17 protein-coding genes, 1 tRNA gene and 3 pseudogenes are annotated in these 22,140 nt (G+C 55.3%); 9 read left to right on the top strand and 12 right to left on the bottom strand.

Annotated features, from left to right (window positions below; genetic code table 11):
* Nucleotides 1-18: 18 nt before the first annotated feature.
* On the bottom strand, nt 19-990 hold the full coding sequence (gene pfkA / locus H9L05_RS14575; RefSeq protein WP_187734286.1) for a 6-phosphofructokinase: 972 nt from the start codon (nt 988-990) through the stop codon (nt 19-21).
* A gap of 242 nt (nt 991-1,232) precedes the next feature.
* On the opposite strand from pfkA, the gene H9L05_RS14570 reads away from it, so the two are divergent.
* The 4 genes and pseudogenes from H9L05_RS14570 to H9L05_RS26950 form a co-directional block, all read left to right on the top strand.
* On the top strand, nt 1,233-1,691 hold the full coding sequence (locus H9L05_RS14570; protein ID WP_187731578.1) for a tellurite resistance TerB family protein: 459 nt from the start codon (nt 1,233-1,235) through the stop codon (nt 1,689-1,691).
* Nucleotides 1,692-1,760: 69 nt separating this feature from the next.
* Nucleotides 1,761-2,528 carry an MBL fold metallo-hydrolase gene (locus H9L05_RS14565; protein WP_187731577.1) on the top strand — a complete coding sequence of 256 codons (768 nt, stop codon included), beginning with the start codon at nt 1,761-1,763 and terminating at the stop codon, nt 2,526-2,528.
* Between the two features lie 104 nt (nt 2,529-2,632).
* On the top strand, nt 2,633-3,946 hold the full coding sequence (locus H9L05_RS14560) for an NFACT family protein (protein WP_187731576.1): 1,314 nt from the start codon (nt 2,633-2,635) through the stop codon (nt 3,944-3,946).
* Nucleotides 3,889-4,047, top strand: a pseudogene (locus H9L05_RS26950) (NFACT RNA binding domain-containing protein); the annotation flags it as partial. The gene H9L05_RS14560 and the pseudogene H9L05_RS26950, both read left to right, overlap by 58 nt.
* Nucleotides 4,048-4,288: 241 nt before the next feature.
* On the opposite strand, the gene H9L05_RS14555 reads toward H9L05_RS26950, so the two are convergent.
* Nucleotides 4,289-4,371 (bottom strand) — tRNA-Leu (locus H9L05_RS14555).
* A gap of 251 nt (nt 4,372-4,622) precedes the next feature.
* Complete coding sequence (locus H9L05_RS14550; RefSeq protein WP_187731575.1) at nt 4,623-5,291, bottom strand: Dps family protein; 669 nt, start codon at nt 5,289-5,291, stop codon at nt 4,623-4,625.
* Between the two features lie 618 nt (nt 5,292-5,909).
* On the opposite strand from H9L05_RS14550, the gene H9L05_RS14545 reads away from it, so the two are divergent.
* On the top strand, nt 5,910-7,856 hold the full coding sequence (locus tag H9L05_RS14545; protein ID WP_187731574.1) for a DUF4394 domain-containing protein: 1,947 nt from the start codon (nt 5,910-5,912) through the stop codon (nt 7,854-7,856).
* Nucleotides 7,857-7,943: 87 nt separating this feature from the next.
* Here the strand turns inward: H9L05_RS14545 and cfa are convergent, their stop codons facing one another.
* Nucleotides 7,944-9,065, bottom strand: coding sequence for a cyclopropane fatty acyl phospholipid synthase (cfa, locus tag H9L05_RS14540; protein ID WP_187731573.1), 1,122 nt, complete (start codon nt 9,063-9,065; stop codon nt 7,944-7,946).
* A 193-nt stretch (nt 9,066-9,258) separates the two neighbouring features.
* Here cfa and H9L05_RS26250 point away from each other — a divergent pair, with 193 nt between their 5' ends.
* The 3 genes and pseudogenes from H9L05_RS26250 (at nt 9,259) to H9L05_RS26245 (ending at nt 9,793) form a co-directional block, all read left to right on the top strand.
* Nucleotides 9,259-9,525 (top strand): hypothetical protein, encoded by a 267-nt coding sequence (locus H9L05_RS26250; RefSeq protein ID WP_317174970.1) that lies wholly within the window; start codon nt 9,259-9,261, stop codon nt 9,523-9,525.
* 26 nt (nt 9,526-9,551) lie between these two features.
* Nucleotides 9,552-9,698 (top strand): annotated as a pseudogene (locus H9L05_RS26945) (MOSC domain-containing protein); the annotation flags it as partial.
* Nucleotides 9,635-9,793 carry a hypothetical protein gene (locus H9L05_RS26245; protein ID WP_317174969.1) on the top strand — a complete coding sequence of 53 codons (159 nt, stop codon included), beginning with the start codon at nt 9,635-9,637 and terminating at the stop codon, nt 9,791-9,793. The pseudogene H9L05_RS26945 and the gene H9L05_RS26245, both read left to right, overlap by 64 nt.
* A 3-nt stretch (nt 9,794-9,796) precedes the next feature.
* On the opposite strand, the gene H9L05_RS23830 is transcribed toward H9L05_RS26245, so the two are convergent.
* From H9L05_RS23830 to H9L05_RS14510, 7 genes and pseudogenes are all read right to left on the bottom strand, one after another.
* Nucleotides 9,797-10,669, bottom strand: a complete 873-nt coding sequence (locus H9L05_RS23830) for a CocE/NonD family hydrolase (RefSeq protein ID WP_223284457.1) — start codon at nt 10,667-10,669, stop codon at nt 9,797-9,799.
* A gap of 22 nt (nt 10,670-10,691) precedes the next feature.
* Nucleotides 10,692-10,886, bottom strand: coding sequence for a CocE/NonD family hydrolase (locus H9L05_RS25115; RefSeq protein ID WP_262892702.1), 195 nt, complete (start codon nt 10,884-10,886; stop codon nt 10,692-10,694).
* Complete coding sequence (locus H9L05_RS23825; protein ID WP_394368438.1) at nt 10,814-11,530, bottom strand: CocE/NonD family hydrolase; 717 nt, start codon at nt 11,528-11,530, stop codon at nt 10,814-10,816. The genes H9L05_RS25115 and H9L05_RS23825 overlap by 73 nt, the downstream gene beginning before the upstream one ends.
* Nucleotides 11,531-11,940: 410 nt before the next feature.
* A pseudogene (locus H9L05_RS14525) lies at nt 11,941-14,564 on the bottom strand (MGH1-like glycoside hydrolase domain-containing protein).
* 291 nt (nt 14,565-14,855) lie between these two features.
* Nucleotides 14,856-15,671 (bottom strand): SDR family oxidoreductase, encoded by an 816-nt coding sequence (locus H9L05_RS14520; RefSeq protein ID WP_187731572.1) that lies wholly within the window; start codon nt 15,669-15,671, stop codon nt 14,856-14,858.
* 170 nt (nt 15,672-15,841) lie between these two features.
* On the bottom strand, nt 15,842-17,278 hold the full coding sequence (locus H9L05_RS14515) for an RtcB family protein (RefSeq protein ID WP_187731571.1): 1,437 nt from the start codon (nt 17,276-17,278) through the stop codon (nt 15,842-15,844).
* Between the two features lie 369 nt (nt 17,279-17,647).
* A complete protein-coding gene (locus H9L05_RS14510) occupies nt 17,648-19,048 on the bottom strand; it encodes an RtcB family protein (RefSeq protein WP_187731570.1) in 1,401 nt (466 codons plus the stop codon).
* Nucleotides 19,049-19,495: 447 nt separating this feature from the next.
* On the opposite strand from H9L05_RS14510, the gene H9L05_RS25110 reads away from it, so the two are divergent.
* On the top strand, nt 19,496-19,624 hold the full coding sequence (locus tag H9L05_RS25110) for a hypothetical protein (RefSeq protein ID WP_262892536.1): 129 nt from the start codon (nt 19,496-19,498) through the stop codon (nt 19,622-19,624).
* 596 nt (nt 19,625-20,220) lie between these two features.
* On the opposite strand, the gene H9L05_RS14505 is transcribed toward H9L05_RS25110, so the two are convergent.
* Nucleotides 20,221-21,747 (bottom strand): TROVE domain-containing protein, encoded by a 1,527-nt coding sequence (locus H9L05_RS14505; RefSeq protein WP_187731569.1) that lies wholly within the window; start codon nt 21,745-21,747, stop codon nt 20,221-20,223.
* Nucleotides 21,748-22,140 lie beyond the last annotated feature (393 nt).

The following is a 22,140-nucleotide window of genomic DNA, read 5'->3' as shown; positions in this document are numbered from 1 at the left end:
CTCAGACTTATCCGGCTTTTATACGGACAGAATCTCTACCATTCGCATAAAGCTTTGATTAATAAGCTTTTTCTTATAAATGGTTTCGTGAAAAGGCGTGTAAACCAGCTTGCGGTCTACGATGCCGGCCATCACGTTATGCATGCCATTCATCAGGCCTTCCACTGCTGCAATGCCTATCTGGGAGCCTAAAAGCCGATCGGCGGCAGTTGGGGAGCCGCCGCGCTGCACGTGGCCGATGATGGTCACGCGGGTGTCAAGTTCAGGAATGGCTTCTTTTACTTTGGCCGCTACAGTAGTGGCGTTATTTTCTTCGTCGCCCTCAGCTACAATGACGATGAAAGAAGTTTTGGAGCGCTTCCAACCAGTTCGCAAGGTATCAATGACCGCTTCCGTCGACATCTGCGTTTCCGGAATCATCACAATTTCGGCCCCACCGCCAATAGCGCAAGGAATGGCGATATAGCCTGAGTCGCGGCCCATTACCTCAATAAAAAAACAGCGGTCGTGCGAGTCGGCCGTGTCACGTATTTTATCAATGGCTTCCAGCGCTGTATTCACGGCCGTATCGTAGCCGATGGTGTAATCAGTGCCGTAAAGGTCGTTATCAATTGTGCCGGGCGCGCCTACTGTAGGGATTCCGAACTCCTGCTCAAAGAGCATGGCCCCGGTAAACGTACCGTTGCCGCCAATAGCTACCAGGCCGTCAATTTTATGATTGCTAAGTTGGTCGAAGGCCTGCTGCCGCCCTTCTTTGGTCATGAATGTCTGGCTGCGGGCTGATTTGAGCAGTGTGCCACCTTTCTGCACCGTGTTTGAGACCGAGGCTGAGTCAAGCTTCACGATTTCTCCTTTAATCATGCCCTTATAGCCGCGCATGATACCATAAACCTCAATACCGTGGTACACGGCCGTGCGCACTACGGCACGGATACAGGCATTCATGCCGGGCGAATCGCCACCACTGGTAAAAACTGCAATACGTTTCATCATTAATCAAAATTGAAAGCTGCCTAAAGCGGCGGGGCAAAGGTGGCAAATACAAGCTAATATTGCAGCAGTCAATGGCCGAGTTCTAAAAAGCCCCCCACGGCTGGCTGTTTTTTGGCCATCTGCGTAAAGGGCGCTATTGGAACCTTCGGGCCAACCTCCTACCTTACCATTTGGTCGGAGCCTGCGTTTCGACTAACCATGCCGTTCCCATCCCACCCTGTACTTAAGCAACGCTCTGTATGTTTGGTTTTTTTGAAAATGAGCAAACCAAGAAGATCAAAAGCCATATCGTGAACTTGGCCGCGCTTGCTAAGGCCGATGGGCATATTGATGAGCGGGAAATGAGCTTTATCGTGGCTATTGGCCAAAAAAACGGTATGCGCCCTGCTGATGTGCGGAGTGTGGTGGCTAATTCAGGCAGCGTAAACATGCTCCTGCCCGATAATGACTCCGAGCGCTTCGATCAGATATTCGATTTGGTGGATATGATGCTGGCCGATGGCGTGATCGATGACCACGAGATGGAGTTCTGCGTTGATATGGCCTGCAAGCTGGGCTTTCGCAAAGCTATTGTGGGGGTGCTGGTGCGCAAAATCTCGCTGGGTGTGAAAGATGGCCTGCCCCGCGAACAGATTAAGGAAGAAACTCAGGCATTTTTAAATTTCAACGAGCAAAACAGCGGTGCTGGCTGCGACTAGCAGGTAGGCCGTATCTTGGCCGTTGTATTGTAGCTGGTCGGCACGCCCGACAGCTGATTTTTCTCTGGCATGCAAATTACCATTCTCGGTTCGGGCACCTCGCAGGGCGTACCCGTCATTGGGTGCCACTGCGCCGTTTGTCGCTCCCTGGATTATCGTGATAAGCGCCTGCGCGTGTCGGTGCATGTGGCTGTGGGGGGCAAAAGTATCGTCATTGACTCGGGCCCCGACTTTCGCCAGCAAGTACTGCGGGAGCGGGTTGACCACCTCGATGCGCTGCTGTTCACCCATGAGCACAAAGACCACACGGCCGGGATGGACGACATCCGCTCCTACAACTTTAAGCAGCAGCGCGATATGCCTGTGTATGCGGAGCAGCGGGTGCTCGATCAGCTGAAACGGGAGTTTGCCTACATTTTTGCCGAATACAAATACCCCGGTGTGCCCCGCGTGCAAACCATTCCCATTCTGGACGACCAAAACAGCTTTTCGGTCGAAGGCATTGAGGTGCATCCCATCAGAGCCTTACACTATAAGCTCCCAGTACTGGGCTACCGGATCGGGGATTTTACGTACCTGACCGACGCTAATTACATCTCACCGGCCTCCATGGAGCGGATTCGGGGCTCGCGCGTGATTGTGCTGAACGCTCTGCGGCGGGAGCCGCATATTTCGCATTTCTCGTTGCCCGAAGCCGTAGATATTCTTACGGATTTAGCCCCCCAGCGCGGCTATCTGACGCATATCAGCCACCTGTTGGGTCGGCACCGCGACGTAGAAGCCGAATTGCCGGAGTTTATCCGGCTGGCCTATGATGGTTTAAAGATTGAGATGTAGCCTCTAGCTATCCTTGTCTGCATTTCGTGTATTGTCGGCACCAACTCATAGAATTGGCTGCCTAAATACTTACATCTTCCGCTGTCGGGGCATCATCATCATCTGTGCATAATAACTACTATTTCCTGCGCCAACTCGCTCCTGCTCTAGCCGCGCAGCTTTCGGGCTACGAGGTGGCGGCCTGCTTTTCGCAGGAAAAAGACGAACTGGTTATTGGCCTGACGAATGGCGGCGCTGAGTTTTGGCTTAAAGCGCAGCTTACGGCTTCTTTTCCGGTTCTGGCGCTGCCCACCAGCTTTCACCGTACCCGAACCAACTCCGTTGATCTGCTGCCGGATTTAGTGGGCCGCACCTTGGCCGGCGCCGGTGTTTTCCCCAACGACCGGGTGCTCACCCTACAGTTTACCGACGGCGCCTCCCTGCTTTTCAAGCTCTACGGTCCGCGGCCGAATGCTATCTTCCGCCCCGCCCCTGATGCACCCGCCCAGCTGTTTCACCAACGCTATACCACCGACGCTGAATTAGCCCCCCAGCCTGATGCTGTAGCGCCCCGCCAAGCAGCTGACCCGCTGAAAAGCTATCCGGCGCTCGGCGATTTGCCCCCCCGCTACCTGCGGGCGCATGGCTCCGATTCGGCACCTGAAGCTGAAAAAGAACGCAGAGTAAAGAAAGTGGTAGCGCTTCTGGAAAATCCGCCGCACTTCTACATCATTCAGCTGGAGGGTCGTACCCGCCTGAGCTTGCTGCCCTTAGGCGAGATTGAGCAGACCTTACCGCCCGACCCAGTGGCGGCGTTGCGTGCGTTTGTGCCGATGTTCCTGAGTCGGCGGGCATACGAAACGGAATCTCGACAAGTACGGCAGCAGCTGGAGCGGCGGGCCGAAGAAGCAACTATCAGCGCCAGCCAAGCCCGCGCCCGCCTGCATGCCCTGGAGCACGGCGCCAGCTACCGCCAGACCGCCGACCTCATTATGGCCCATCTCACCCAGATTCCGGCCGGGGCTGCGCAGGTGGAAGTCGTTGATTTTTATCAGGATAATCAGCCTCGTATCATCAAGCTCAAGCCCACCGAGACACCCCAGCGCACGGCCCAAAACCTTTACCGTAAAGCCAAAAACCAGCAAATTGAAACGCGGCAGCTACAGGAGCGCGTAGAGCGCCGGGAGGCCGACGCCCTTTGGTGCTTGGAGCGCCTGGAGGAGCTGGGGGCATTTTCGACTTGCGCGCCCTGCGCACCTGGCGCAAAACCCACGACCTGCAGCCCGAGACCAAGGCCAAGGCTGCTACTGAGCTGCCATTCAAAGTATTTGAAGATGAAGGCTTTACCATTCTGGTCGGGCGCAACGCAGCCAATAATGACTTGCTTACCCAGCGGTATGCCCACAAAGAAGATCTCTGGCTGCACGCCAAGGACGTAACCGGCTCCCATGTGGTTATTCGGCACCGGGCGGGCCACGCGGTGCCGGCTTCGGTGGTGGAGCGTGCCGCTCAGCTGGCGGCCTGGTACTCGCGTCGGCAGCACGATTCGCTTTGTCCGGTTACCGTTACACCCAAGAAATTTGTACGCAAGCCGAAAGGCGCTTTGCCCGGACAAGTACTGGTAGAGCGGGAAAAAGTAGTGCTAGTGGTGCCCGCTAACCCCTTTGAGCGCGTGGGGGCAAATAGTTGCGCTCCCGTAAAGAAGCTGCCCTATAGGCTTACAGTCCTTTATGTTGTGCAACAAAAAAGCCCGACCAATTACGGTCGGGCTTTTTTGTTTGTGCGCGCGGGGAGATTCGAACTCCCACACCCGGAGGGCACCACCCCCTCAAGATGGCGTGTCTACCAGTTTCACCACGTGCGCAGTAGGCTGACAAAACGCTTAATTCCGAAAATCTGCGTTTTCGGCTTCGCTGAGGCGGCGAAGTGGGCACAAAAGTAGGCACTCGAAAGGCCCTACGCAAATGCCAGGCAGTATTTTTTCACTATTAAAGGCTTGATGGAATTGCTGGGGGGCTTTTTTAGATGCAGCGCAGTTTCATTCTGACAATAATACGGCGGCCTCTCTCATTGGAAAGGCCGCCGTATCATCAACTTGTGTTATTCGAGCGCTGGCTACGAACGAGCCAAAGGCGTGTCAACTACATGTTCTGACACAAACCAGGTTTGGAGCTCGTTGGTCCGAATCAACTGACTAACAATCAGGTCATTGGTGCCATCGTCGCCAGATTCGTCGGCTTTCTTGGCAAACTCATGGCACTCTTTCAGAATAATTTCGTGGGCCTCAAGCAAGCGCGAAACCTGCACGGGTGCTTCTTCCCGGTCGCGGGGCGGACGCGGAATATGAGTTGTTTCGGCAATATCGGCAGCCATGGCTAAGCTTACGCCTCCCAGCAGTTGAATGCGTTCTGCAATAGCGTCTACCAATACACTTTGCTCTTCATAATGCTTATCGTAAAGCAAATGAAGCTGGTAAAAAGTAGGTCCTACGACCTGCCAATGATGCTTTTTGTACAGATCACGAATCGTAATGGTGTCTACCAGCAGTTGATTGAGCATGTCAACGCTCTGCTGGCGCACTTTCTCCTCCAGTCCTACTGGCATGCGAGGAGATACAACCCCAAATTTTTGAATAGCGGCGGCGCGTTGGTTTACAATAGGCTGCTCCACATTGCCGGGCTGAATCTTGCCCTGATTAACAGCGGCGCCATTCGATTTTTTAGGTGCGTCAGCCGCCGTTTTTTTGGCAGCGGCCGGCTTCTTATCAGTGGTTTTGGTTGCCATAGAAAGGTGAGATTTGAAAACAAAAAGGAAACGGGCGCAGGCGCTTGGCTGGTAATTCAGCAGTCCATTTCCGCTTCTTGTCAATACGCAGGGTTGCCCCGCAGGTTAGCACGATCTGCTTATTTACTGTCAGCTTTTAGTAAAAAGCATCATGCGTATATCACCCCATCAGCGAGCTTACTTCAGCCAGTAATAGTAGCCCTCTCCGTTTACTACGGCTGCTACTTATGTACCTAAGGAGCAAATAGAAGCAAAATACTAAAAGCTGCTACCTGAATCAGTATTTTGCTAGGTGCTGAAACATGTCACATACGACACAATTAAGGGCTAGTTGCCAAAACCAATGTTTTTTCAATAAAATATGCCCAATGAAAAAATATGCCCATTTATTAATCCATTTCCTATATTTTCCTCGTAACAAAAGCTATATAAAAGTTTAGCTTTGCAGACCTTCTTCGCCTTTCAGACAGCTTAAACGGTATTATAATTTCCATTTTTAAAACCCTTAGTCGAATGCAATTAACCATACTCTCTCCCTCCTTCGGTAAAGCTACCCGCCGTGCATCCTGGCTAGCAGGGGCTACGCTAGGCTTATGCCTTAGCGCTATGGCACCAGCAATGGCCCAAACGCTCCCTCCCCTGGCCGGGCAGCTTATGTATGCCACGCAGGTGGTTGGCACTGTTACGAACTTGGTGTCCTTTGACGAAATGGCACCTGCTACCCTCCGCTCAACCGCTCCCATTACAGGCATAGCGACTGGTCAGATAATCGTAGGTATGGACGTTCGTCCTCGCACGGGTCAGCTATACGCGTTGGCTTATAATGCTGCGCTAACTGCTGCCAATGCGCGCCTGTACACCATCAACCCTACTACCGCCGTTGCGACCCCCGTAGGTGCCGCTGCCATAGACTTAGAATTGGGCGCAGCTACGGCGCGTATCGGCATAGACTTCAATCCCCTTGTTGACCTTCTGCGCGTAGTAAGCACGAACAGAGCTAACTACCGCCTCAACCCTACGGATGGTACCGTAGTGGATGCTGACCCCGCTACTGCCGGCATTCAGCGCGATGGTGACTTAACTATCACGGGATCAAGTGGTGTGGTTCCGACTATTTCGGCCGCTGCCTACTCCAACAATTTCTTCGGCACTGGCAACTCATCGCTAGCTGTATATGATGAGGCTCTAAATCAATTCTTTTATCAGTCGCCAGCTAATGCCGGAGTGTTAACGCCTGTTGGTATCTTATCGGGCATTACAGTGAACCGTAACTCCGGTATCAGCCTGGATATCAATTCAGTAAGATCAGGTGAAGACCTGGTACTACTGGCCGCCGCTACAGGTACCAGCACGAATACCCAGTTATTCGAAATCAATTTGGGCTCGGGGGTTGCTACCCTACGAGGTACGCTTGGCAATGGCTTATCCATCAGCAACGTTACGTTTGCTACGTTCGCCGTTGACCCAGTGTCGCCACCGGCTGCACTCACGGGCCAACTGATGTTTGCACTGACGGGAAGCAATTTAATTTCCTTCGACTCGAGCAATCCTCGCGTTATTCGCACTTCAACGCCTGTCACCAACTTAGCCGCTGGCCAGACCCTAGTGGGACTTGATTTCCGGCCAGCTACCGGCGAGCTATTCGCTCTTGGTTACAACGCCACTGCTGCTGCTCCTACCGCAAATGCCCAGCTCTATACTATAAACCCTGGCACGGGTGCTCTTACGGCTGTAGGCGCTGCCCAGCGCTTAGAGCTTGGGGATGCAGCAGCCCGCGTTGGCTTTGACTTTAACCCTGTTGCTGACCGGATCCGGGTGGTAAGCACTAATAACAAGAACTACCGCCTCAACCCTACGAATGGGGCAATAGCAGCGACCGACCCCGATTTGAACCCTGCTGGCGGGGTTATCTCATCGGCGGCCTATACCAATAGCGGCCCAGGCGCTGCGCCTGCAACTACTGCTCTTTACAACTACAATGCAGCCAACAATCAGCTTGTTCAGCAAGCCGACGCCAACGCTGGTACGTTCGCGACGGTAGGCGCCTCCGGTATTACCGTAAATGCGGCAGCTGGCGTTGATTTCGATATCTACTTCGATCCAGCTGCCCCTGCCGCTACTCAGAACAAGGCTTTCCTGGTAGCCAGCACGGGTACCGGAAATTTTGTTAATAGCGACAGACTATATACTGTAAATTTGACGACAGGCGCGGCCACCGAAGTGGAAATTATTGGTACCGGCATGCCTATCACGGGCGTATCAGCACTGATTTCGGGTACTGTTCTATCCAGTAACAAGGCTTCGGCCAAAGTTAGCGCGCAGGTAGATGTGTACCCAAACCCAGCTACCGGCGAGGTGTCCATCAATATGCCCGCTTCTTTGCTTAAGCAGTCGGTGCAGGCTACGCTTGTTAATGCTTTAGGTCAGTCGGTATTAAGCCGTACCCTTTCCGCCCGCGACGGCGTCACGCAGCGTCTCTCGCTTACCAATGTGGCGAAAGGCATTTACATGCTTCAGCTTTCAACTCCTGAAGGCGTAGTAACGAAGCGACTGATGGTTCGCTAACACAAAGTACATCACTAAAAAAAGCCCCCCAGTGCTGCTGGGGGCTTTTTTGTTTACGCTATTTTAAACTCTAGCATTATATCAGGCTCAGCGTACCGACTCATAGCCTCCCAGCAGGCCGCGTTTGGAAAGCACCATTTGCCAGAGCTGGTTGTGGCGCGCACGGAAAGACGCAGCGCTGGACAGTAAATAATACTTCCACATCCGATAAAACCGGTCGCCGTAGGTAGGCTGCAACTGGCCCCAGCTCTGGTCAAAATTCTTAAACCAAGCCAGCAGCGTATAGTCGTAGTACACGCTGAAGTTGTGGCAATCTTCGAGTACAAAGAGATGCTCCATTGCTCCGCCAAGCTGCTTGATAGAAGGCAGAAGGCAATTGGGGAAAATATACTTATTCGTGAACGGGTCGGCGGAGGTGCGGGAGTAAGCCATGCCAATGGTGTGCAGCAGAAACAGGCCATCATCCTTAAGGCAGTTCGCGGCCGTGCGCATGTAGGTGCGGTAGTTGCGGTGACCTACGTGCTCGGCCATCCCCACCGACACTATGTGGTCGAACTTCTCGCGCACGTCGCGGTAGTCTTGCAAGCGTATTTCGATGGGTAGGCCTTTGCACAGCTCCTGCGCCAGCTTTACCTGCTCGCGGGCTACCGTCACGCCTACTACTTCTACGTCGTAGCGCTCGGCGGCAAACTTGGCGAAGCTGCCCCAGCCGCAGCCAATATCGAGCACCCGTTGGCCGGGCTTCAGGTATAATTTGCGGCAAATCAGGTCCAGCTTGTTTTCCTGCGCCTGATCGAGGTTGTCGGCATTCTTCCAGTAGCCGCAGCTGTAGGTCATGCGCTTATCTAGCATCAACTCGTACAGGTTGTTGCCGATATCGTAGTGGCGCTGGGCGTTGCGAGCGGCTTTATCCTTGGCCTGGCGATTGAAAATTTGCGTGAGCAGCACCTCCAGTATGCTTTTCCAGCCCAGCCGGGCCGTTTTGTACAGATCAGCCCGCAGCGCCCGGAATATAAACTCGTCTATCTGCTCACAGTCCCACCACCCGTCCATGTACGATTCGCCCAGCCCCAGCGTACCCTGGCTTAGCACCCGCTGATAAAACCGGTCGTTGTGGATTTGCAAATCCCAGGGCTGCGAACCATTCACCTGTATGCCCGCCGGAGCAAGAATCTGGGCTACGTTTTGTTGTAATTGCTGTGCCTTCATTCGCGGATCGTATATGTCAGCTGCTCTTACAATAAGGCTATAATTAAATTAATTATTACAATAATAAAATATATTCTCCCTCCGACTTAAGCAGAGAAGCCGATGTTAAGCCTATCAGCGGGGCACCCCGCACGTAAGCTGCATCATTGGTCAGCGTTACTTTTGCAATCACAAGCACATTAACTCCTATAAGATGCCTTTCCCTTTTTTCGGCGACGATAAATCGACCATTGCCCGACTGCTGTCCACGTTGCCCCAAACCGGTCGCGTTGAGTGGATCGGGATCCGGCCGGTGCGGCGCGAACCATTAGTATCGCTGCCCGAGGTAGAAGTACTGACAGATAAGCACCTGCGCGGCGACCACGCCCGGCCCAAGCCCGGCGGCAAGCGGCAGGTTACGCTCATTCAGCATGAGCACTTATCGGCCGTGGGGGCTTTTTGGGGCTCGATGGTCCTGTAGAGCCGGGCCGGCTGCGCCGTAATCTGGTGGTGAGTGGCCTGAACCTGCTGGCGCTGAAAAACCGCCAGGTGCAGCTAGGCGAAGAGGTAATTCTGGAAATAACCGGCGAGTGCCACCCCTGCTCACGCATGGAAGAAGAGCTAGGGCCCGGCGGCTACAACGCCATGCGCGGACACGGCGGCCTCACGGCCCGCATCATCCGTGGGGGCAAATTCGGGTGGGCGACGTGGTGCGCGTGCTCGAATCGGCTACTTCAGCTCCGGCATAGCGGCTACTGCTTCGTCACTTTCAGGCCCGATGGGTGTTGGGCATCATGGTACAAGCGCAGGGTGGCCTTCACAAAATCTTTCTCCTCGGCTTCCGAGATATCCACAAACGTCTGCGGGTTGCGGTCGACGAGCGGAAACCAGGAGCTTTGCACCTGTACCATCAGGCGGTGGCCTTTTTTGAAGGTGTGCAGCACGCCGGGCAGCTCGTATTTCACTTCCGCCACCTGACCCGGCTGAAACGGCTCCGGCTTCTCAAAGCTGTTGCGAAAACGCCCCCTGATCACCTCCGCGCGCACCAGACGCTGGTAGCCAGCCATCTGGAGATTTTTCGGATTGGGCTCGGGGCTGCGGGCCGTATCGGGGAACACGTCGATGAGCTTAACCACGAAGTCGGCGTCGGTGCCGGTGGTAGCTACGAATAGGTCGGCGGTGAGCGGCCCAGCCAGGGTTAAGTCTTCGGTGAGCGGCAGGGTTTGGAAGACCAGTACATCGGGCCGGCGAGCGGCGAAGCGCTGATCCTCGATCATGTATTCGTTGTTGCGACGCGCAAAAATACCATCGGTGTAAGGCACTGGTTTACTGGGGTCGCTCACGTACTCGGCGAAGCTTTCCGAAGCGGTAGCGGCCGAGAATGTAAGCCCACCGTTAGGCTGAAAGAACAGCGTTTGGGCTTGGGTAGCGGCCGGTGGCCACTGCTCAAACGTCTTCCACTCATTCGTACCGGTGTTAAATATTGTGGCCTCAGCCTGCGTGAATTTGCCTTTGTCCTTGAGGTAGGCGTTGAAAAATTTCAACTCTATATCTTCCTGAAAATACTTGGCCGTGTTGCTGCCAAAGCGCAGCGGCCCAAACTGGCTCCACTCCCCCGCGACCATGCACCATGAGTCCAGGGGCCCATCACCAGGCGGCTGTTGTTTCTGGGGTTTTGCTCCTCAATGGCTTTATAGGTATTGAGCGCTCCAAACAAATCCTCAGCGTCAAAAAAGCCCCCACAACCAGAACCGCGGGCTTTACATTTTTCAGAGCCGTTCGGATGTTGCGAGCCTGCCAGTAGGCATCATACGTATCGTGCTCCTGGTACTCATTCCAGATCTTAGCCTTGTTATTAAAATACTGCGGTGCGTTGGCGTTTTTGATGGGCCTAAGTCGAGGAAAAACTGGTATACATCCTTTGCCTTGAAAGGGAAAAACGACTTATACTCCTCTACTGGCCCGGTGCGCGGCGCATCGAAATAATTGGTGAATGAGAAGTTATCAAGCAGAAAAAAAGCTCCGTTGTGGCGGGCGTCGTCGCCAATAAATTCATCCGTCACCGGGGCCTGCGGCGACACGGCTTTCAGGGCCGGATGCGCGTCGGGCAAAGCGGCTGTGGCGTAGAAACCGGGATAGGAAATGCCCGTGATGCCGGCGCGTCCGTTGTTGCCGGGCACGTTCTTGAGCAGCCACTCAATGGTGTCGTAAGTATCTGAGCTTTCGTCAGTTTGCTTTGTTTTGTTGCCCGGTATGTTGGGCGTTACTTCTTCAAACTGGCCCTCGCTTTTGTAGCGTCCGCGCACATCCTGATACACGAAAATGTATTTCTCCTGCGACAATGCCCGGCTTGTGCCAGGGCCGGTTTTGGGGTAATTCGTTTCGCCGTATGGCGCGGCCGAATAAGGCGTGCGCTCCAGCAGAAACGGATACCGGTTTTTCTTCGTCGCGTCGGTGGGCACGTAGATGACCGTGTACAGTTTCACTCCATCACGCATCGGAATGAGGCGGTCGAGCTTGCGGTAATTCTGGCGGACGAAAATGGAATCCTGGGGGCATTTTGCTGGGCTTGAGCCGAAGGCGCAGCAAAGAAGAAAAGGCTAGCCAGGCAAGCGGCAGCGGCGCTAAAACGGAGCATCTTAGAAAGCAGGTGAAACGGAGAAATGCGGTTTCAATAGTAGGCAATAAAATGTTCAACAGGTGCCTGACATCGTCTTGGATCACTTTCTTGATGCTTGCTCTGATAACAAACCTCTATAAACGGTCATGCAGAGCGGCAGCGAAGCATCTCGCTCGCGGTCGTTAGATTACTAATCCCACTACCGCGAGCGAGATGCTTCGGCTCCGCCTCTGCATGACGGTTGGTGAGTTAATCCAGTAATCACTACTGAACGTCTTAAGACTGGGGCTGCAACAGGCGCACAATTAGGCCAGTCCAGCCGGTTTGGTGGTTGGCGCCCATGCCGTGGCCGTCGTCACCGTGGAAGTATTCGTGAAAGAGAAGGTTGTCTTTAAAATGCGGATCGGTTTGCAGCAGCTCGGAGGGGCCGAATGCAGGTCGGTGGCCGTTTTTATCTTTTAGAAACAGCTTGGTCAGGCGCTCAGACAACGCGGCGGCAATATCGCGGAGGTTGCGCAGCTCGCCGGAGCCCGTTGGGTATTCTACTTTCAGAGAGTCTCCGTAGTAGGTATAAAACTTCTCCAACGACTCGATAATCAGGTAGTTAATCGGAAACCAGATAGGTCCGCGCCAGTTGGAGTTGCCACCGAACATGCTGGACTCTGCCTCCCCCGGCACGTAGCTAACAATGAAGTTGGCTTCGGGCGTGGGGAACACATAGGGATTCTTCAGATGATAGCGCGACATAGCCCTCACTCCAAATTCTGATAGGAATTCAGCTTCATCCAGCATGCGGCGGAGCAAGCACTTAAGGCGATGACTGCGTAGCAAAGACAGCAGATGTCGGTCGCCCTTTCCTGGCTCCAACCACCGCGATACAAGCTCAGCCAGTTGGGGCCGATTGTCGAGCATCCAGCGAAGACGGCGCGTGAAATCGGGCATAGCCTTCAGCAGCTCATCTTCCAGCACTTCTACTGCAAATAAAGGAATCAAACCCACAATAGAACGCACTTTGAGCTTGGTGCGCGTATTATCAGGCGTGTGGAGCACGTCGTAGTAAAATTCGTCCTCCTCGTCCCACAAGTTGAAAGCGCCGTCGCCGCTCCGGGTCATGGCCTCCACGATGTAGAGGAAGTGCTCGAAGAATTTGCTGGCGATATCCTGGTATACGAGGTTTGTCTGGGCCAGCTCCAGGGCGATGCGCATAAGGTTGAGCGCGTACATAGCCATCCAGCTGGTGCCATCCGATTGCTCGATGGTGCCGCCGGTGGGCAGCGGGGCCGAGCGGTCGAACACCCCGATGTTATCGAGTCCCAAAAAGCCCCCCTCAAAGATATTGCGGTTGCTTTTGTCCTTGTGGTTTACCCACCAAGTAAAGTTGAGCGTCAGCTTATGATACACCGACTCCAGAAAGTGGGTGTCGCCTTTACCTCCGTTCTGCTCTTTATCCATCTGATATACGCGCCAGGTGGCCCAGGCGTGTACGGGCGGGTTCACGTCGCTCAGGTTCCACTCGTAGGCCGGCAGCTGGCCGTTGGGGTGCATATACCAGTCGCGGGTGAGCAGGCGCAGCTGGTGCTTGGCAAACTGCGCATCGACCATGGCCAGCGGGATGCAATGGAAAGCGAGGTCCCAGGCCGCATACCACGGGTACTCCCACTTGTCGGGCATCGAGATGATGTCGTCGTTGTAGAGGTGGCGCCAGTTGCTGTTGCGGCCCGTGCGCCGCTCATTGGGCGGCGCTTGCATCAGTGGGTCGCCGTCGATCCACTGAGCCATATCATAGTAGTAGAACTGCTTGCTCCAGAGCATGCCAGCAAAGGCCTGCCGCTGAATGTTGCGCGCATCGGGCTCCTTCACTTTCTCTTGCACAACGTCATAAAACTCATCGGCCTCCTGCTGACGGGTAGCAAATATTTCGGCAAAATCAGCGAATGGAGCATCCAGCGTGGCCTGGCTCAGGCGCAGGCGCACCGACCGCGATTCGCCCGGCGGGATGTGCAGCGTGTATTGGGCGGCGGCTTTGGTGCCGGTCTGCGATGGGTTAATGGCGTTTAGCTTGCCATCGACGACGAAATTATTGATGCCATCTTTAAAGAATAAGCCATCGGCCGGCAGGTTGTAAAGCCGTTCGCCATTCGTGTCGTTGTCGCAGAAAAGTAAGGGCGGATTCTGGTCGCAATAGAGTTGGTAGGTACCCATCTCTTTATGCGCAATCCGCACGAGGCTGGGCTCAGGCGTGCTTAGCTCCGGCCGGTAAGAGTCGTGGCCCCACGACCAGGTATTGCGAAACCACACCTGCGGCAGCACCATGATGGGGGCCAATTTTGCCCCCGGTTGTGCACCGTTATCTGAATCAGAATGTCATCGATTCCTGCCTTCGCATATTCGATATACACATCGAAGTAGCGGTTATCGTCGAAGATGCCGGTATCGTGCAGCTCGTATTCGGGCTGTTCGCGAGTGCGCTTGGCACTTTCCTGAACCAGATTCACGTACGGAAACTCCTGTTGCGGATACTTGTACAGCATCTTCATATAGGAGTGCGTGGGCGTGCTGTCGAGGTAGTAATAATACTCCTTCACGTCCTCGCCGTGATTGCCCTGGCCGTTGGTCAGGCCAAACAGGCGCTCCTTCAGAATGCCATCGGCCCCATTCCAGAGCGCCACCGAAAAGCACAGGCGCTGGCGGTGGTCAGAAATGCCCCCCAGCCCCTCTTCGCCCCAGCGGTAGGCGTAGCTGCGGGCCAGGTCGTGGGTGATGTACTCCCAGGCGTTGCCACTGGCGCTGTAGTCTTCGCGTACGGTGCCCCACTGCCGCTCCGTGAGGTAAGGACCAAACTTCTTCCAGACAGTATTTTGAGCGTTTGATTCAGCTAAGCGTAGTTGTTCTTGCGTCATTATGAATGATAAATGCAGTGTGACGCCTTGCTTGAGTAATATTTGGAGGGCGGACAAGCTCCCCTCCTTTGAAGTAAGAAGGGGGATGGTTTGGCGAAGCCAAAGCTGGGGTGGTTGCGTCGTTGTTTAGTTGAACGACGGGCCACGAACAACGCTGGGGGCTTTTTTGTAACACTATTTTAATCAACATCAGCAACGACCGCAACCACCCCCGTTTCAGCTACGCTGAAACATCCCCTCCTTAGTAAGGAGGGGAGCTCGTTGTTTATCTCTTTCCACCAAGCAAAGCGTTCACCCGTTGTCGGCAAAGCCCGGATACAAGGTCATACCACCATCTACGTACAGGGTGGTTCCATGGACATAATCAGCCTCATCGGAGGCAAGCCAGGCGGCTACCCGCCCAATATCCTCCACCTCCCCAATGCGGCCGTAGGGAATAAGCTCCAGCAGCTTATTGGCCGCTTCGGGCGTTTCCCAGGCTTCGTTGTTGATGGGCGTTTTGATGGCACCCGGCGCGATGCTGTTCACCCGGATTTTGTGCGGAGCCAGCTCCTGAGCCATGCTTTTCATGAGTAGCATCAGGCCACCCTTGGAAGCGGCGTAGTTTACGTGACCCGCCCACGGAATAGTTTCGTGCACCGAGCTCATGCAGATAATCTTGCCGGCCGCCCTGGATATGTCCTGCTGCACGCCGCGCTTGATAAACTCCCGCGCCGCCTCGCGGGCACACAGAAACTGGCCCGTCAGGTTCACGTCAATCACCTTTTGCCATTGCTCCAGGGTCATGTCGACCAGCGTCGCGTCCTGCTGAATACCGGAGTTGGCAACCAGAATGTGAAGCGTGCCAAACTGCTGGATGGTCTGCCGAAACATCGCCTGCACCTGGTCTTCCTTGCTTACATCGGCTTTGATGGCTACGGCATTGCCGCCGTTCTCTTTTATTCGCGTTACTACTTTCTCCGCCTCTTCGGCATCGCTATGGTAGTTGACCACAACGGTTGCGCCCGCCTCGGCCAGTGCCACGGCTACACCCGTTCCAATACCGGAGCTGGCGCCGGTTACGAGCGCTACTTGATTAGTTAAGCGTTTGGTAGAAGATGAAGACATAAGAGTACGTATGGAGTAAAGCTTAGAGAGCGTGGCGCGGCAGGAAGCTGGTCACACAAAGGCAAGTTCAGCGGTACTCGATTTTTGGGGCTGGGGTTGCTACGGAGGAGGTTGAAAGATGCTGATAGTTATTGCGAAAAGCTTCATTTGCTATCAAAAAAGCCCCCCAGCTACTCCCCTCGTCCTTTTCCTCTGCTTCCGCCCGCATCCATGCGCACTACTTTGGGCGTGAACGTACCCAGCACATCCACTAAGTCGCGCTGGTGGGCCATTACCTGGTGAATGTCTTTATAAGCACCGGGCGCTTCGTCGAGGCCGCCGCCGATAAGCTCTATACCGTGGTCGCGCAGCTGGCGGCGCATGTCGCCTTCCCCTATTTGGGCTTTGGCCTGGGTGCGACTGAGGCGGCGCCCGGCACCATGGGAAGCCGACTGAAGCGAGTCCCGCTCGCCTCGCCCGCGCACGATAAAGCCGGGAGCCGTCATGGAGCCCGGAATCACGCCGAGCACGCCTTTGCCGGCCGGCGTGGCGCCCTTGCGGTGCACAATGGCTTCGCGGCCATCGGGTAGCGTTTCCTTCCAGGCAAAGTTGTGATGATTCTCGACTTGCGCCAACGGCTGATTACCCAGGGCTTTGCTGAGGCGGCGGTGAATATCGTGGTGGCAGGCCGACGCGTAGTCGCCCGCCAAGTTCATGGCGCGCCAGTACTCCTGCCCTTCTTGCGAATCCAACGAAAGCCACGCCAAATGCCTCGCTTGCGGTGGCAGGGGGCATTTTTCCATGGCTACTTTGGTGAAATGCTGAGCCACGGCCGCCCCTAAGCCCCGCGAGCCGCTGTGCGACAACAAGCCCACGTATTGCCCCACCGGCACACCCATCTCATTGTTCGGGTCGGTAATATCAACCAAGCCAAACTCCACAAAGTGGTTGCCGGAGCCGGAGCTGCCAATCTGGGCCATGGCTGAATCGCGCTTGTGCCGCACCACCCCGATTTCGCGAAACTCTGGCCGCTCGAAAATGGGGTCGTCGGTGAAAGGCTTCTTGAACACTTCCTTGTTGCCAAACTTGGTGTGCTCCAGCAACAATTTGCGCAAATCCTGACTATGCTTACCAAGGTAGCTGGCCGGCATGTCGAAGATAGACAGGGCCATGCGGCAGCCAATGTCCATGCCCACCCCGTAGGGAATCACTGCATTATCTACCGCCAACACGCCCCCGATGGGCAGACCGTAGCCCTGGTGAGCATCGGGCATGAGGGCCCCATCAATGGTCACGGGAAGCTGCATGGCGGTATCCATCTGCTTGTGGGCGCCGTCTTCAATGAAGGCCTCGCCGTAGCGGCGGTAGTCTTTTATTTCAGGATTGAGGGCCACATCGCGCGAGGGCTGGGGCACGAGTTGCTCAGCCAGAGGTCGCCAGTTTTCGTCACGCAGGTATTTGAACGGGTCGTTTTTTATTTCCTGTAGCAAGGCCTGTGCGCTGCCCTTATCGAGGCGACGCAGCTCGCGCTGGTCCAGAATATCGAGGGCGAGGCTGATGTGCTGGTCGTTGGTAAAGCCGATTTGGCGCAGGTCTTTGCTGTGAAGCTTATTGGTTGCTTTGGCCATGATGCCTGGAGTTGGGTGGTACCGGGTTGTAGCGCTGATTGGTGGTGATAGGTTATGGACGAGGTTAGATTGGTGAGGTTGATATAGCAGGTTTTGTGCTTGTAAGAACGTCATGCAGAACGGAGTGAAGCATCTCGCGTGCTGATGTAGGAGTACTAACTATTTTGAATCAGACGGTCATGCTGAGCTTGTCGAAGCATCTCTACCGCTTCGTTGAGTTTACCATTGCGTAGAGATGCTTCGTCAAACTCAGCATGACAGTTACTAATCCTGCGTTAGCACGCGAGATGCTTCGCTACCGCTCTGCATGATCGCCTTTTTCTTTTTATAAAAAAGCCCCCGAAAACTTCTGGGGGCTTTTTACTTCTTTTATGCGCCATCCATGCGCACAATTTTCGGGGTGAAGGAGCCGAGCACGTCCACTAGCTCCTGCTGGCTCTGCATCACGGCTCGGATGTCTTTGTAGGCCATAGGCGCTTCGTCGAGGCCGCCGCCTTGCAGCACTACGCCGTGGTCGGTGAGGTGCTGGCGCACCGCCGACTCGCTTAGCTCCTGCTTGGCCCGCGTGCGGGACATGAGGCGGCCGGCCCCGTGCGAGGCCGAACCTAAGGAATCGGCCACACCCCGACCACGCACGATAAAGCCAGGGGCCGTCATCGAGCCCGGAATCACGCCGAGTACGCCTTTGCCGGCCGGCGTGGCGCCCTTGCGGTGCACAATGGCTTCGCGGCCATCGGCTAGCGTTTCGCGCCAGGCGAAGTTGTGGTGGTTTTCCACTTTAGCCAAGGGCCGCTCGCCCAGGGCTTTGGCCATCCGCTGGTGAATGTGCTCGTGACAGGCCGACGCGTAAGCGCCCGCCAAGTTCATAGCCGCCCAGTATTCTTGCCCGAGTTCCCCGTCGAGGGAAAGCCAGGCTAAGTGCTTGGCTTCGTTGGGCAGCTGGCAGTTTTCCATGGCCAGCTTGGTATAGTGATTGGCCACACTTGCGCCCAGTCCCCGCGAGCCGGAGTGCGACAACAAGCCCACATACTGGCCTACCGGTACGCCCATTTCGTTAGTCGGATCGGTGATGTCCACGATGCCGAATTCGACGAAGTGGTTGCCGGAACCCGACGTGCCGATTTGGTCAGCGGCGGTTGCCTGCTTGTTGCGCAGAAACGGAATGTCGCGAAACTCCTCCCGATCCAGCACTTCGTGGCCCATTTTTCGGCCGTGCTGAAAGCCAGTGCGGTTGCCGAAGCGCGTATTGTCCAGGAGCAGCTTTTGCAGCTCTTGTACACGCTGAGTGAGGTGCTTGGGGGGCAAATTATACACCGACAGCGCCATCCGGCAGCCAATGTCCACGCCCACGGCGTAGGGAATCACGGCGTTGTCGGTGGCCAGCACGCCGCCGATGGGCAGGCCGTAGCCATGGTGGGCGTCGGGCATAAGGGCGCCGGCCACCGTCACCGGCAGTTTCATGGCCGTGTCCATCTGGTGCAGGGCGCCGGCTTCAATGTGCTCGGCCCCGTAGAGGGCGTAAGGTTTGCGCGCCACCAATTCAATATGGCGCGAAGGTGGCGGAAGCAACGCGGCTGCCACGTAGCTCCAATCGAGGTGCGTAACAAAGTCCATGGGAGTAGTTAGAATTTGCTGTAAGAGCGTGAGTTGATTGGTAAGAGAAAGCCTCTTGAGATGCTTGCGCTGCAATTGAGCCAGCGCGAGACCGATGGCGCGGCCCTCGGGGAAGCCAAGCTGCCGGAGGTCGTTACCGCGTAATTGTTGGGCCATGAGTGGGTTAGCGAAGGAATACTTCGCCTTTGATTAGAAAGAATTGACGCGAACGGACTGTATTCCTCAGCTGAGAAAATAAGGCGCTCTAGAAAAGCTTACCGAAGCACGGAAACGGGTGAAAAAGCTGGGGAGCCTATGACAGGTTCGTTGAAAGCGAAGTAAGGCTACCCGACGACACCGTTTCCGGCTCGGCTCCTGCTGGGGCAATGAGGCGTGCAGCCACTGTGCTATGCTCTAACCGACTGAGCTACTGCTTAAATAGCAGGAAGGACTCGAACCTTCGACCTTAGCATTCTGGCGAAGTAAGGCTGCACTACGGCACCCATCAGGAAAACAAGCTGCTACCCAAGGCAACGAACGGCAGGCGTTGCCAACACCCTTTTGCAAGCGTGTCTCTTGCGACCGAAGCCACAAGTTGCGGGGGTTGAACCCGCTGATTCACAAGTGAATCTCACCGAAGTAGCGCCTTCCTACGGCACTTGGGTAGCAGGGATAATAACTCATTGGGGCAACAAGGCGCCCAGCCAACTGTCCTGCTCTAACCAACTGAGCTACCGCCAGCCCGAAGGCTGACGAGAGGGAATCGAACCCCCGACCCGGCGAATCTGAATCGAAGTAAGGCTAAGCTACGGCACCCAATGAGGTACTTTTATTTATACCAACCGGGGTAAAGAATGGGAAGCGCGGCCGAAACCATTCTGCTCTACCAACTGAGCTACTTTCGCCGTCTGAAGCGGTAGGCAAAAGGCAGGACTCGAACCTGCGACCCGAAGGAACACTACCCGACGACACCCGGCGGGATACAATAACCAAACCCAGCGGCAAGGGCAACAGCGGTAGGCGTATCTGGGTGGCCAAAAGCCCCCAGCGGGACTCGAACCCTAACAGGTGGCCCGAAGGCCGCCTGATTCACCGACGAAGTAACGCCCATCTACGGCACCTTGCCTGTAGGTTGGTTTCCAAGTAGTCGGGAGCAGGCCTAACCCGTTTGGCTGTGCATTTAGGCCCCCGACTTTTGGGTTTAGTATTTGTGATTTTTAGTATTTGTGATTTAATTAGTTCGTCATGCAGAGCGCAGCGAAGCATCTCGCGTGTTTAGTAGGATTACTAACTCAACGTCAGCACGCAAGATGCTTCGCTCCGCTCTGCATGACCGCCATATTTAAGCGCTAGCCCAAATCAATTTTCTCTATTTCAGCCAAGGCCGATTCGCCGTTTTCCAAGGCTTGCAGCACATCGAACACTTTATCCGACCAACCCGCAATTAGGGCGACGCCGTGGCCGGCGCGCACCTCTAGGGGTGCCGTGCCGTGGCCGGCCAAGTCGAACAAGTACAGGCGAGCGTTGGGCGCTACGGTGCGGCGGTAGTCGATCCAGGCTCGGGCCAGTGTGTCACCGTCGCCGGTGCTGTTCCAGAGCTGTACGTCGGTGAAGATCATCACCTTATCTACCACTTCGCGGCGCTGCACCAAGTGACGTATAACCAAGTGGCCGTTGGTGCTGTAGCCTACCTCGCCTTCGCGGCGGTAGAACTCCTGCACATTTTGCAACACTCGGCCGCGGGGCAGGCTGATGCGCTTCCACGTATCACCGAACATGCCGGTAACTACGTGGCTGTATCGACTTTGCAACAGCATTCCGAGCACTAGGCCCACGTCGTAGAGCAGCACTTTGCTGCGCGCCGACACGGGTTGTTGCATCGAGCTCGACACGTCGCAGGCCACGAGTACGCGGGTGCTGGAGTCGAAGCCGCGCAGGTTGGCCGCGCTTTCGGCAATGGCCGTTTCCAGGGCTTCCAGCACCACCGCCACGTAGCCCGACTGTACGGTCAGGACCTCGCGGTAGGCGGCCAGGAAGCGGAAAGGCAACTGCTTAGAACGTGCCACCGCAAACCGATCGGTGAGGCGGGCACACACCTGCTCCACTGCCACTTCCGATACGTCGGCTTCGAGGATGTTGCGCAGGTTGCGGAGCAAGGCCATGTAGCCCAGCTTGCCGCTCCCAATCAACGTTTCCCAAGCCAACCGGAATGCTGCCTTACGGTCCGCAGCCGAAGCAAACTGCTGCTGCCCTAGGGCCGACAACTCGGTTTCCCAGGTGTAAGGCGTGGGCAACGTACCCTGCACGAGTTGGTCGAACAAGGTTTGCTGCTCCGCGTTTCGGGGCGTAGGGTGCACCAGAAACAAAGCGTCGCGGAGGCGCACTCGGCCGGCGCGGTCGTACTTTGCCAACTGGTAGCCATCGAAGCGATTGAAGGCCAGGGCCAAACCTTTCTGCAGCTGCTTAGAGAGACGGTTGAGGGTTTTTACCCCGTCGCGCTCATTGGCTTGGGCATAGAAGGCCAGCAACTCCGTGATTTCGTCGGCGCGCTGCACCACCCGAGCCACCAAGCGGCTTACTAGGTTGTCACCGCGGTGCAGGCGGGCCAGCTCCACGGTGAGCACCAACGGCACAGTGCGCAAGTACAGCTGCTCGCGGGCATACACTGCCAGACGTGCCACAAACGCAGGGTCGTTGCGGGCTACCAATTCGCGCAAGCGGAGCAAGCGAGTGTCGGCGGTTTCGTAGAACTGGTCGCTGAGAGCGGCAGTGGCTACGGCGGCGTACAACTCCAACTGGGGAGTGAGAGCGAAGCCCGCGGCGCCCTCGTGGTTACGGACGCTTTCGTTGCGGCGGAGAGTAAAGTTGAAGCGCATAATCGTGGATTTGTAGGAGTGAGATGTTTATTACCGCGGCGTTTTTATAAAATAACTATTGACCTTATTTTTGTAATAATACTCAAACAAAAAGCAGTTAATTACTTTATTTATTTCACAAATAGACACACTTCTTCCACCTTGAAAAATGATTTATTTTTCAGTTAAATAAGCATGAAAAAAGCCCAGCTTTGGGGGCCGGGCTTTTTTTCATGGAAGGGTTACGCAAGGATTATCTACGTAAAGTATCCAGGGAAAAAGCCCGGTCGCACCAATCTTGGAAACGGTTCTTTGACCGTTTATTCGGAGAGCAATGCAGGAAGGTGGGGCGTTGATAACGCATGACCGTGCGGGTGTAAACTGTTGTAAAACAAACAACCCGAACTATTTAGG

This window comes from Hymenobacter qilianensis (assembly GCF_014489555.1).
Classification (GTDB): Bacteria; Bacteroidota; Bacteroidia; order Cytophagales; family Hymenobacteraceae; genus Hymenobacter; species Hymenobacter qilianensis.
Note: the sequence above shows the minus strand (reverse complement) of the source record. Positions and strands in the feature narration are given on the sequence as shown.

What these genes read in the sequence shown, in the direction of transcription:
- pfkA (WP_187734286.1), bottom strand. Translation starts at nt 990, where the DNA reads ATGAAACGTATTGCAGTTTTTACCAGTGGTGGCGATTCGCCCGGCATG.
- H9L05_RS14570 (WP_187731578.1), top strand. Translation starts at nt 1,233, where the DNA reads ATGTTTGGTTTTTTTGAAAATGAGCAAACCAAGAAGATCAAAAGCCAT.
- H9L05_RS14565 (WP_187731577.1), top strand. Translation starts at nt 1,761, where the DNA reads ATGCAAATTACCATTCTCGGTTCGGGCACCTCGCAGGGCGTACCCGTC.
- H9L05_RS14550 (WP_187731575.1), bottom strand. Translation starts at nt 5,291, where the DNA reads ATGGCAACCAAAACCACTGATAAGAAGCCGGCCGCTGCCAAAAAAACG.
- H9L05_RS14545 (WP_187731574.1), top strand. Translation starts at nt 5,910, where the DNA reads ATGGCCCAAACGCTCCCTCCCCTGGCCGGGCAGCTTATGTATGCCACG.
- cfa (WP_187731573.1), bottom strand. Translation starts at nt 9,065, where the DNA reads ATGAAGGCACAGCAATTACAACAAAACGTAGCCCAGATTCTTGCTCCG.
- H9L05_RS26250 (WP_317174970.1), top strand. Translation starts at nt 9,259, where the DNA reads ATGCCTTTCCCTTTTTTCGGCGACGATAAATCGACCATTGCCCGACTG.
- H9L05_RS23830 (WP_223284457.1), bottom strand. Translation starts at nt 10,669, where the DNA reads ATGGTCGCGGGGGAGTGGAGCCAGTTTGGGCCGCTGCGCTTTGGCAGC.
- H9L05_RS14520 (WP_187731572.1), bottom strand. Translation starts at nt 15,671, where the DNA reads ATGTCTTCATCTTCTACCAAACGCTTAACTAATCAAGTAGCGCTCGTA.
- H9L05_RS14515 (WP_187731571.1), bottom strand. Translation starts at nt 17,278, where the DNA reads ATGGCCAAAGCAACCAATAAGCTTCACAGCAAAGACCTGCGCCAAATC.
- H9L05_RS14510 (WP_187731570.1), bottom strand. Translation starts at nt 19,048, where the DNA reads ATGGCCCAACAATTACGCGGTAACGACCTCCGGCAGCTTGGCTTCCCC.
- H9L05_RS14505 (WP_187731569.1), bottom strand. Translation starts at nt 21,747, where the DNA reads ATGCGCTTCAACTTTACTCTCCGCCGCAACGAAAGCGTCCGTAACCAC.